This is a genomic window from Pseudomonas sp. FP1154, from assembly GCF_030687245.1.
In the GTDB taxonomy this organism is placed as follows: domain Bacteria; phylum Pseudomonadota; class Gammaproteobacteria; order Pseudomonadales; family Pseudomonadaceae; genus Aquipseudomonas; species Aquipseudomonas rhizophila.
In genome coordinates this window covers 5,843,161-5,854,423 of sequence record NZ_CP117465.1, presented here as the reverse complement: position 1 = coordinate 5,854,423, position 11,263 = coordinate 5,843,161, and the positions used below count along the sequence as shown (strand labels likewise).

At 61.5% G+C, this 11,263-nt stretch carries 8 protein-coding genes and 1 pseudogene; 2 read left to right on the top strand and 7 right to left on the bottom strand.

All coding sequences use genetic code 11. The features are described 5' to 3' along the window. Window positions 1-390 precede the first annotated feature (390 nt). The 7 genes and pseudogenes from PSH91_RS26185 to aspA form a co-directional block, all read right to left on the bottom strand. The gene (locus tag PSH91_RS26185; protein ID WP_305466958.1) at window positions 391-1,491 is read right to left on the bottom strand and encodes a polyamine ABC transporter substrate-binding protein; all 1,101 of its coding nucleotides are present in this window, start codon (window positions 1,489-1,491) and stop codon (window positions 391-393) included. Window positions 1,492-1,502: 11 nt separating this feature from the next. Beyond that, on the bottom strand, window positions 1,503-2,534 hold the full coding sequence (locus PSH91_RS26180) for a histone deacetylase family protein (protein ID WP_305466957.1): 1,032 nt from the start codon (window positions 2,532-2,534) through the stop codon (window positions 1,503-1,505). Window positions 2,535-2,914: 380 nt separating this feature from the next. Beyond that, window positions 2,915-3,276 (bottom strand): annotated as a pseudogene (locus PSH91_RS26175) (DUF6124 family protein). Window positions 3,277-3,658: 382 nt separating this feature from the next. Beyond that, a complete protein-coding gene (locus PSH91_RS26170) occupies window positions 3,659-4,651 on the bottom strand; it encodes an AraC family transcriptional regulator (protein WP_047226713.1) in 993 nt (330 codons plus the stop codon). Window positions 4,652-4,833: 182 nt separating this feature from the next. After that, window positions 4,834-5,838 (bottom strand): asparaginase, encoded by a 1,005-nt coding sequence (locus tag PSH91_RS26165; protein WP_305466956.1) that lies wholly within the window; start codon window positions 5,836-5,838, stop codon window positions 4,834-4,836. 129 nt (window positions 5,839-5,967) lie between these two features. Then, the gene (locus PSH91_RS26160) at window positions 5,968-7,419 is read right to left on the bottom strand and encodes a sodium:alanine symporter family protein (RefSeq protein WP_305466955.1); all 1,452 of its coding nucleotides are present in this window, start codon (window positions 7,417-7,419) and stop codon (window positions 5,968-5,970) included. Window positions 7,420-7,911: 492 nt separating this feature from the next. Then, entirely contained in the window at window positions 7,912-9,336 is a 1,425-nt protein-coding gene (aspA, locus tag PSH91_RS26155; RefSeq protein WP_025216214.1) for an aspartate ammonia-lyase, read from the bottom strand. A gap of 180 nt (window positions 9,337-9,516) precedes the next feature. On the opposite strand from aspA, the gene PSH91_RS26150 reads away from it, so the two are divergent. Both PSH91_RS26150 and purE read left to right on the top strand, forming a co-directional pair. Continuing rightward, entirely contained in the window at window positions 9,517-10,434 is a 918-nt protein-coding gene (locus PSH91_RS26150) for a LysR substrate-binding domain-containing protein (protein ID WP_047226716.1), read from the top strand. A 335-nt stretch (window positions 10,435-10,769) separates the two neighbouring features. Further along, the gene (gene purE / locus PSH91_RS26145) at window positions 10,770-11,261 is read left to right on the top strand and encodes a 5-(carboxyamino)imidazole ribonucleotide mutase (RefSeq protein ID WP_003196369.1); all 492 of its coding nucleotides are present in this window, start codon (window positions 10,770-10,772) and stop codon (window positions 11,259-11,261) included. The last annotated feature ends 2 nt before the right edge of the window (window positions 11,262-11,263 follow it).

The following is an 11,263-nucleotide window of genomic DNA, read 5'->3' as shown; positions in this document are numbered from 1 at the left end:
AGGGTTTCGTAACGGGTGGGCAGTTCCAGGATTTCGCCGTCGACAATGTCCCAGCGAGGCTCGCCAACGACTGTGTTGAGCGGATCGAGGTCCAGTGTCGGATACATTTTCTTGAGGGCCCTGCGCAGGAGCACGGCGGCAACTTCCGGGGAGGTAGGCCCTGCGAGTAGCTGGTTGAGCACAGCATTCTTGAGGCTGGCTTCAGGTGTAGTGTTCGTGGTTGTAGAGGTTCTGGTCATCTGACGCTCCCTGTCTTGCGATAGGTGGAATCCCCGCCGCTGAATGCTTCGGGGATTCCATGCTAGGGAGGTACAAGACAGGGAAGGTGGTAACTATGTATAGGCCGGCTGACAATGCCCGGTTGGGAATAAACCCCTTGCCGCAGAGCCTTTACTGGCCGGATTTAATCCGGGTCCAGGCCCGCGTCCGCGCGCGCTCGGCGTCCCTGGGCAACGGTTGCAAGGTGTAGAGCGTAGCCATCGCCGCCTCGGTCGGATACAGGTTGGGGTTGCTGCGGATCGCCGGGTCGACCATTTCGGTGGCATCCTTGTTGGGGTTCGGATAGCCAACGAAATCGCTGACCGGTGCGATTACCTCCGGTTGCAGCAAATAGTTGATGAAGGTGTAGGCGTCGTCCGGGTTTTTCGCCCCTTTAGGGATGGCGAGCATGTCGAACCAGATTGGCGCGCCTTCCTTGGGCAGGCGCATGTCCACGGTCACGCCGTTCTTGGCATCCTTGGCGCGGTTGGCCGCCTGGGAGAAGCTACCGGAGTAACCGACCGCCACGCAGATATCGCCGTTGGCGATGTCGGCCATGTACTTGGACGAGTGGAAATAGGTGATGTGCGGGCGGATCTTCATCAGCAGCGCTTCGGCCTTGGCGTAGTCCGCCGGCTTCTTGCTGTTGGGGTCCAGGCCCAGGTGCTGCAAGGCCAGGGGCAGGATCTCCGACGGTGAGTCGAGCAGCGCCACGCCGCACTGCTTGAGCTTGCTGATGTTCTCTTCCTTGAAAATCAGGTCCCAGCTGTCCACCGGCGCGTTGTCACCCAGGGCAGCTTTGATTTTGTCCGGGTTGAAGCCGATCAGGATGGTGCCGTACATGTAGGGCACGGCGAATTTGTTGCCCGGGTCGTTGGCTTCGATCAGCTTCATCAGCTTGGGATCGAGGTGGTTCCAGTTTGGCAGTTTGCTGCGGTCCAGGGGCTGGAACACCCCGGCCTCGATCTGCTTGGCCAGGAACACGTTGGACGGCACCACCACGTCGTAGCCGGAATTGCCGGTCAGCAGCTTGGCCTCCAGCGCTTCGTTGGTGTCGAAGATGTCGTAGACCAGTTTGACCTGGCTGTTCTGCGCCTTGAAATCGTCCAGGGCCTTGGGCGTGATGTAGTCGAACCAGTTGTAGACACGCAGGGTGCGCTCTTCGGCCTGGACAGCGCCGCACAGCAGCGCGGCGCACACGGTCGGAGCCATTAAACGCTTGAGTCTGTTCATGCTTGTATTCCTCATTCGGCGCTTTGGAAACCTTCGAGAACGTTGACGGCATTGATGCCGATTTCTGCCACCGCGTAACCGCCTTCCATCACGAACAGGGTCGGTTTGCCCAATGCAGCGATGCGCTTGCCCATCGCCAGGTAATCCGGGCTGTCGAGCTTGAACTGCGAGATCGGGTCGTCCTTGAAGGTGTCCACGCCCAGGGACACGACGATGACATCGGCGTCGTAGCCTTGGATTTGCCCGCAGGCCTGCTCCAGCGCGACGCTCCAGGTGTCCCAACCTGAGCCGGCCGGCAAAGGGTAGTTGAAGTTGAAGCCTTCACCGGCGCCTTCACCGTACTCGTCGGCGTAGCCAAGGAAGAATGGAAACTCGGCTTCCGGGTGGCCGTGGATCGAAGCGAACAGCACGTCGCTGCGCTCGTAGAAAATCGACTGGGTGCCGTTGCCATGGTGGTAATCGACATCGAGGATCGCGACCTTCTTATGGCCCTGGTCGAGAAACGCCTGGGCGGCGATGGCGGCGTTGTTGAGGTAGCAATAACCGCCCATCAAGTCGCCGGCGGCGTGGTGCCCCGGCGGGCGGCACAGCGCGAAGGCACTGCGAGCGCCGCGCTGGATCTCGGCCTGGGCGGTGAGGGCGACCTGGGCGGCGCTGTAGGCTGCCTGCCAAGTGCCAGCGGTAATCGGCGCGCCGGCGTCGAAACTGTAATAACCCAACTGGCCGTGCAGGCTCGTGGGTATGACCGTGCGAAAGGTCCGCGCCGGCCAGGTGAAGGGCAACAAATCGCCCTCGCGGTTGTACTTGGCCCAGCGGTCCCAAGCACCTTTGAAAAATTCCAGATACGCCGCGCTGTGGATGCGCTGGATCGGCCCCAGACCAAAATCCTGCGGCGCCTCCACTGGCCCCAGCCCCTGCGTCTTGACCCGCTCCAACACATGATCGGCCCGGGACGGCATCTCGAAGCAGGGCATCAATTGCCCGTCCATCAACTCGCAACGCCCGTGGTGCAGGTGGTGATCGTCTGAATAGATCGTCAGCATTTTTTTGTTCTCCGCAAGGCTGGTCGGTTTGAACACAGTCTTGCGGCGTGCGGCGTTTCAGAGAACGGCAGGAGAGGCCAAAAGGGGATCGAAATGGCCAAAAGGTTTGACCGTAAATCGCCCCTTGGTGGCGCGGGTGTTCGCGGGGGTGGGGCATGGAAGCCCCTGTGGGAGCGAGCCTGCTCGCGAAGGCGGCAGCACGTTACACCTGATCTGAAGGCATACACGGCATGTGGCGAGGGAGCCTGCTCCCGCTCGGCGGCGCAGCCGTCGTAAACCGGCTGATGCGATTTGTCTGGAGAATGCGTCAGCCTGTTTTGGGGCGGCTTCGCCGCCGAGCGGGAGCAAGCTCCCTCGCCACGGGGTTGATGGTGTAACGGCTAGCGTGGCTCGACGTTATCCAGCGCTCGGTTCGCCAGCAATGAACTCAGTTCGATCAGTTGCTGGATGCCGAGGAGGAAGTGGCGGTGCGAGCCTTCCAGATCGAAAGCCAACTCGTTGACCATCGCTTCGGCAGAAGCCAGAGTTTCGCTGAGGTTGGCCAGCAGGCATTCGTTGTCGAGGCCTTTTACGACGGAGAATAGCTGGCCGGGTGGATGGTTTCCGCGGGTTTTGCTGGTTTGGCCGCCAGGTAATAGTCCAATGCGCGTTTGGAGGCTTCGTCGAGCTTTTTTGCGTTGAGACCGTCCAAGTAGGGGGAGTTGGGATCTGCTTCTGCTGGGTTTGGTTTAATCTTGAACATAGTGAAGCTCCTTTCACGTGAGGAACTTTCGTCAACCGGGCCGCCAAACCCGTTCGCTGGTGTCAGCGACAGGGAGACGATAGGTGGTGAGGGCAAGGCGCACAAGCAGGCGGATTCTGGCGTAGTTGTAGGCAACTGCGCAGGGTTGCGTGGGGTGGTGGAAGTGTGACGGCGGGTGGGTAAACAGAGCTTCGTGTCGCTCTGCGATTCGTGGCGAGGGAGCTTGCTCCCGCTCGGCGGCGCAGCCGTCGTAGACCGGTTGTTGCGGTCTACCTGGCGTCAGCCTTTAGGACGCCGGATGTGTCTGAGCGGACGCCATCGCGGGCAAGCCTTGCTCCCACAGGGTTAGGTGTTGTGCGTGAAAGCGGCGATTCCCGAAGGTTCAGGACCTGAACTGACTCGGTGCCACCCCACTCCAGCGCACAAAGGCATGTCGAAAACTGGCGGTTTCGCTGAAGCCCAGCATTTCGGCAATCTGATAGATCGGCAATTTGTCCTCGCACAGCATCTGCTTGGCCCGTTCGAAGCGCAGTTCGTCGAGCAGTTCCTGATAGCTGCAGCCCATATTTTTGAGGTGACGACGCAAGGTGCGCGACGAGCAGTTCATCTGTTCTGCCAAGCCTTCCAGGCCGGGAGCGGCGTTCAATTGTGCACTGAGCAGTTGGCGAATCCGCCCCAGCCAGGCCTGGCGACCGGTGAACTCGGTGTTCTGCCGACGGCAGCGTTCGGCCATGGCGTGGTGGGTGATGGGGTCGGCCAGGGGCAGCGGTTGTTCCAGCCAGTGACGGTCGAAGGCGAACGCGTTGTCGATGCTGTCGAAACGCACCGGGCAGTCGAAAAGCGCTGCGTAGCGCGCCTGGTAATCGGGCGCCGAATGTTCGAAGCGCGCCGCGCGCAGGGGCAGCGTCTGGCCGAGGAGGTCGTTGCAGATGACTTTGAGCGAAACCATGCAGAACTCTGCGTTGAACACCGCCAGGGCCGGGTTCTCCCGATAATCGCTGGCGCTGAGCCAGACCGTTTCATGGCCTTCTTCCAGGTGCAGGTCGAAGAGTGTTCCCAATAGCGCCGGATAGCGCAGCGCCAAACGCAAAGCGTCACCCAAAGTGGCACTGCTGAGCAGGGCATACCCCAGCATCCCGTAGGACGACACGTGCATGCGCAAGCCCAGTTCCAGGCCGATGTCGCGCTTGAGGGCCACGGCATTGGCGCAGACCTGCATCTCCTGATTGGTGGTGATGCGCGTGTCGGCCCGGCTCAGATCCGCCGCGCTGATGCCGCTGCCGGTCAGCAATGCATCACTGGGCAGGCCTTCGTGCTTGAAGGTATTGAGTACCAGGGAGACGGCGTTGAGTGTGGTCAGGTGGGAGTGCAGCATGTTCGTTTCCGGCCGGGGGAGGCTGGAAATGGAGCAAGTTGTGTGCCGAACGAAGATTGCCAGGCTTGAGCGAACCCCTGTGGGAGCGAGCTTGCTCGCGATAGCGGTGGAACATTCAATATTGATGCTGAATGAAAGTCAGCCATCGCGAGCAAGCTCGCTCCCACAGGTTTTGCCGGGTGTCAGCTCAACTCGCCACACAGGTCCAGCTCAACCAGCCGGCGAACCTCATCTACCGGCAGCCCGGCGCCGATCAACGCCTGCAACTTGCCGAGCGCGGCTTCGCGGGTCATGCCGCCGCCGGACAGCACGCCAGCGCCCCGCAAACGGCTGCCGGCCTCGTATATATCCAGCTCGACGCCACCTTCATGGCATTGAGTCACGGCCACGACCACCACGCCGCTGTCCCGCGCCCGCTCGAGGCTGGCGAGGAAGGCCGGGTTGTCGCTCGGGCCGGTGCCGCTGCCGTAGCATTCCAGCACCAGGCCCTGGATGCCGCTGCCCAGCAGGCCATCGAGAATTTCGGCGCTGATGCCGGGAAACAGCGGCAGCGCCGCAACGTTCGCCAGTTGCTTGGGCTGGTTGTAATTGAGCTGTGCCGGTAGCGAGGTTGCCTTGATGCCACCGCCCTGACGCTCCAGGCGTTTGAACGGATGGCGACCGAAGCTGCGCACCTTGGCGCAACGGGTCGGGGCCAATAGCTCGCCGTGGAAATACAGATGCACACCCGGCGCCAGCCCCTGGCCGAGGGCGACCAGCGCGCCACTGAGGTTTTCCCAGGCATCGCTGTCGGTCACGCCGGCGGGCAACATGGAGCCGGTGAAACACACCCGCGCATGCAGGCCGAGTAACTGGAAGCTCATGGCGGCCGCGCTGTAGGCCAGCGTATCGGTGCCGTGCAGGATCAATACGCTGTCGCAGCCCTGTACATCCACGGCGTCGACCACTGCTTCGCGCAGTTGCTGCCAGTAGGCCGGGGTCATGTTGGCGCTGTCGATCAGCGGCGACATTTCCCGAAAACGCCATTGCGGGATGACGAGTTCGGGTTGGCTGTGCAGGTAATCGCGCATCCGTGCTTCGAAACCGGATGCCGGGGCCAGACCATGGGCGCTGGCCTGCATGCCGATGGTGCCACCGGTGTAGAGCACCATGACGTGCTGGGCGGCAGGGTAGGTCGAGAAATTCATGGGTGTTCTCCGAGGACGAAAGCGACAGCTCATCGGGCTGTCACAACATAAGGTCGAGCATGACGCCGACCTTACGCTGTGTCACGCCGGGCGCAGAGGGTGCGCCCGGTTTTTCCAACAGCCTACCGATCAGCGTTGCGCGGCGGCCACGCCTGCCGGAGCCTTTCCAGGCGCGGCTACCGGTGCCGAAGGGTTGGCTGTCCAGGCCCTGCGGTCCAGATCCAGGTCCGGGAACTTGCTGGAATCGAAAACCGGAACCTTGATGCCGGCCGAACGCTGGTCATCGTAGTCACGCAGGATGCGCATGCCGACCTTGAACAGCAGGAACAGCGCGATCAGGTTCACGAACGCCAGCAGGGTCATGGTGATGTCGGCGAAGGCGAACACGGTGCCGAGGTTCTCGATGGCACCCCAAAAGATCAACACCAGTACCAGGGTGCGGTAGCCGATCAGCACCTTGCGGTTTTCGCCGACCATGAAGCGCAGGTTGTTCTCGCCCAGGTAGTAGTTGTAGAGGATCGAGGTAAACACGAACAGCGACAGGGCCACGGAGATGAATACCCGCCCCCAGTCACCCACCACGGCGGCGAGGGAGTTCTGGGTCAGGGCAATACCGTCACCTTCGAAGCCCGGGGTGTAGAAGCCCGACAGCAGGATCAGCAGCGCGGTGCAGGTGCAGATCAGAAAGGTGTCGAGGAACACGCTGAACGCCTGAATCACACCCTGAGCCACCGGGTGCTCGACCGAGGCCACGGCGGCGACGTTTGGCGCACTGCCCAGGCCCGCTTCGTTGGCGAACACGCCACGCTTGACGCCCATGACGATGGCGCTGCCGATCAGGCCGCCAAAGGCCTGGTCAAGGCCGAAGGCGCTTTTGACGATGGTGGTCAGCATGGCCGGCACCTGATCGAACTGCAGCACGATCACGTAGAGGGTGACGCCGATGTACGCCAGGGTTTTGACCGGCACCAGCAGGTCAGCGACCTTGGCGATGCGCTTGATCCCACCGATGAACACCAGGCCCAACAGCACCGCCAGGCCAATGCCTGTGTAGGTGGTGTCGAAACCGAAAGCGTTGTTCAGCGAGTGAGTCACGGCATGGGCTTGCAGGCCGTTGAAGGCGAAGCCGAAGGTGATCAGCAGCAGGAACGCCATGATCATGCCCAGCCAGCGCTTCTGCAGGCCGTGCTGGATGTAATAGGACGGGCCACCACGGAACTGGCCTTCGGCGTCGCAGCGCTTGTAGAGCTGGCCGAGGGAACATTCGAAGAAGCTGCTGGACATGCCGACCAGCGCGGTCACCCACATCCAGAACACCGCGCCGGGCCCGCCGAGGGTGACGGCGATGCCGACACCGGCGATGTTGCCCGCGCCGACACGACCGGCCAGGCTGAGCATCAGGGCCTGGAAGGAACTGAGCTGGCCGGCGCTGCTTTTGAGGCTGTCACGGAATACCGCGAACATGTGAAAGAAGTGGCGGAACTGGACGAAACGCGAGCGGATCGTGAAGTAGCTACCGAGCCCGACAATGAGCACGATCAGCACTTTCCCTGAGAGGAAGTCGTTGATGACTTCGAGCATGAGTATTCCTCGCTGTTTTTTGTTTAAGCAAATGCTGGCCATTTGGAAACATCGTGTTACATCGGTCGGCGCGCGGCACGACAGGTGAGGCGATGTTTCGTCCCGGTCCATATTGCGGGTTTGTTATTAGTTCGGTTTTCGCATGTGTTGGGGGTCTCGTTTCTGACGACCGCTCACGCGAAGAGGGGCGGCACTATACCTACCAGTGCGGCGCCCGTCTGCACGATTGTGGTGCGTGCGACGAAACGGACCTTTGAATCACCTGGCCTCGCGGTCAGGTTCTTGTGGGAGCGAGCCTGCTCGCGATGGTTGGCGACGCGGTTTTTTCAAACGGCAGCGCGTCATCGTTTATCGCGAGCAGGCTCGCTCCTACAGGTTCTCTAAGCGTTTGTAGCTATCAGTTAAAAAAAAGGGCTTGGGGAATAAATCCCCAAGCCCTCAAAAGGTGAGAGGTGTCTAGTCCCTCGACCTGGTGAGCAGTCATTGCGTCGATCACGCCTTCAGCGGGACGAGACGCGGAGCAATCATGTTTTCGGGGCGCAGGATGTCGTCGAGCATGGCGTCGTCGAGCAAGCCTTCTTCGCGCACCAGTTCCAGTACGCCGCGGCCGCTTTCCAGCGCAACACGGGCGATACGGGTGGCATTTTCATAGCCGATGTACGGGTTCAGGGCGGTGACCAGGCCGATCGAGTGCTCGACCAGTTCGCGGCAGCGCGCTTCGTTGGCGGTGATGCCGACGATGCAGTGTTCGCGCAGCATGTCCATGGCCCGTTGCAGCAGGCGGATCGAGTCGAAGATCTTGAAGGCGATCAACGGCTCCATCACGTTCAATTGCAGTTGCCCGCCTTCGGCCGCGATGGTCAGGGCCAGGTCGTTGCCGATGATCTGGAACGCTACCTGGTTGACCGCTTCGGGGATCACCGGGTTGACCTTGCCCGGCATGATCGAGCTGCCTGGCTGGCGAGCCGGCAGGTTGATCTCGTTGATGCCGGTGCGAGGACCGCTGGACAGCAGGCGCAGGTCGTTGCAGATCTTCGACAGCTTGACCGCGGTGCGCTTGAGCATGCCGGAGAACAGTACGAAGGCACCCATGTCGGACGTGGCTTCGATCAGGTCGGCGGCCGGTACCAGCGGCTGGCCGCTGATGGTTGCCAGGCGCTGCACGGCCAGGGCCTGATAGCGCGGATCGGCGTTGATGCCGGTGCCGATGGCGGTGCCGCCCAGGTTTACTTCGGTGAGCAGTTCAGGCGCCAGGGTTTTGAGGCGTGCCAGGTCTTCGCTCAGGGTGGTGGCGAAGGCGCGGAATTCCTGGCCGAGGGTCATCGGCACAGCGTCCTGCAGTTGGGTGCGGCCCATTTTCAGGACGTGGCTGAACTCTTCACCCTTGGCGGCAAAGGCTTGGATCAGGCTGTCGAGGCTGGCCAGCAACGCGTCGTGACCCAACAGCAGACCCAGGCGAATCGCGGTCGGATAGGCGTCGTTGGTGGACTGCGCCATGTTCACGTCGTTGTTGGGGTGCAGGTACTGGTATTCGCCTTTGTTGTGGCCCATGGCCTCCAACGCAATGTTGGCGATGACTTCGTTGGCATTCATGTTGGTTGAAGTGCCAGCGCCGCCCTGGATCATGTCCACCACGAACTCTTCGTGGAAATCGCCGCGGATCAGTCGTGCACAGGCTTCGCTGATAGCGGCGTGCTTGGCTTCGCTGAGTTGGCCCAGCTCGCGGTTGGCATCAGCGGCGGCCTGTTTGACCATTGCCAGACCGACCACCAGCTTGGGGTAATGCGAGATCGGGACGCCGGAGAGACGGAAGTTGTTCACCGCTCGCAGGGTCTGGATGCCGTAATACGCTTGCGCCGGTACTTCAAGTACGCCAAGCAGGTCTTTTTCTGTGCGGAATGATGCAGCGGAAGACATGATAGAAATCATCTCGATAAGGACCCGGTCTGAGCCGGAACGCTGTGAATCCTAGGCTTTCAGAAAAATTAGGGCCAATGCTGTTAAACACTGCCCTATGCACATTCGGCATAATGCGGGTGTGACGCCGACGGTACGGCGAGCGTGTGACTGTTTTGGTGCGTGCCTTGGGAGGACGTGATGAATCTAGAAAGCAAATGGCTCGAGGACTTCAGTGCCCTGGCCGCGACTCGCAGTTTTTCCCAGGCGGCCGAACGGCGCTTCGTGACGCAACCGGCCTTCAGCCGACGCATCCGCAGCCTCGAAGCGGCGCTGGGGTTGACCCTGGTCAACCGCTCTCGCACACCGATCGAACTGACAGCGGCGGGGCAGTTGTTCCTGGTGACGGCGCGCACCGTGGTCGAGCAACTGGGTGAAGTGCTGCGTCATCTGCACCATCTGGAAGGCGGGCAGGGCGAAGTGATGCAAGTGGCGGCCGCGCACTCCCTGGCGCTGGGCTTCTTCCCGCGCTGGATCGCACAACTGCGCAACGAAGGCTTGAACATCGCCACGCGGCTGGTGGCGACCAACGTTGGCGACGCCGTGCATGCGTTGCGTGAAGGGGGTTGCGATCTGATGCTGGCCTTCTATGACCCGGATTCGGCCATGCAAATGGACCCGGAGATTTTCCCCTCGCTGCACTTGGGCCAGACCGAAATGCTGCCGGTGTGTGCCGCCGATGCTGAGGGCAAACCGCTGTTCGATCTTGAAGGCGAGGCCAGCGTGCCCTTGCTGGCCTACAGCGCCGGTGCATTTCTCGGACGCTCGGTGAACCAGTTGCTGCGCCAGCGGGCCCTGCGTTTCACCACGGTTTACGAAACGGCCATGGCCGACAGCCTCAAAAGCATGGCGCTGGAGGGCCTGGGTATCGCCTGGGTGCCACAACTGAGCGTGCGCGCCGAACTGGCTCGGGGCGAACTGGTGGTCTGCGGCGGCGCGCAATGGCACGTGCCCCTGGAAATCCGCCTGTACCGCTGCGCGCTGGTGCGCAAGGCCAACGTGCGCTTGTTGTGGCGCAAGCTCGAGGGCGGCGCGGCGCAAGGCGTGACTGGCACCTGATACCACGAAGATCTTCTGTGGGAGCGAGCCTGCTCGCGATAGCGGTGTGTCAGGCAACGATGATGTTAAATGTCAGTCCGCTATCGCGAGCAAGCCCGTTCCCACAGGGGCATTGTGGTGCTTTTTCGCTGACCTGAGAGTCAATAAAACCGCCGTTTAACCACAAATGACAGATGGTCGCGACAGGGGCTGTTTATCTATTTCATTGAGGTATACTGCGCGGCCTTCGGCCGGTCCAGATCGGCCATAATTCGTACAACAAGCCACGCCGGTTTCCTGCGTGGCTTGTTGTTTTTTGACGCGCCTGCGGGCGCCCAGAGAGAAGAGGCACGACGATGAGTGCACTGGTTGGCGTGATCATGGGCTCCAAGTCCGATTGGTCCACCCTTAGCCACACCGCCGATATGCTGGAAAAGCTCGGCATCCCTTACGAGGTGAAAGTGGTCTCCGCCCACCGCACCCCGGACCTGCTGTTCCAGTACGCCGAAGAGGCTGAGGCGCGTGGCATCGAGGTGATCATCGCCGGTGCCGGTGGCGCGGCCCACCTGCCAGGCATGTGTGCGGCCAAGACTCACCTGCCGGTGCTGGGCGTGCCGGTGCAGTCGTCGATGCTCTCGGGCGTCGATTCGCTGCTGTCGATCGTGCAGATGCCGGCCGGCATTCCGGTCGCGACCCTGGCCATCGGCAAGGCCGGTGCGATCAACGCGGCCCTGCTGTCGGCGAGCATCCTGGGCGCCAAGCACCCACAATTTCATACCGTGCTGAAAAAATTCCGTGCTGAGCAGACAGACAGCGTCCTGGACAATCCAGACCCACGCATTGCCTGAGG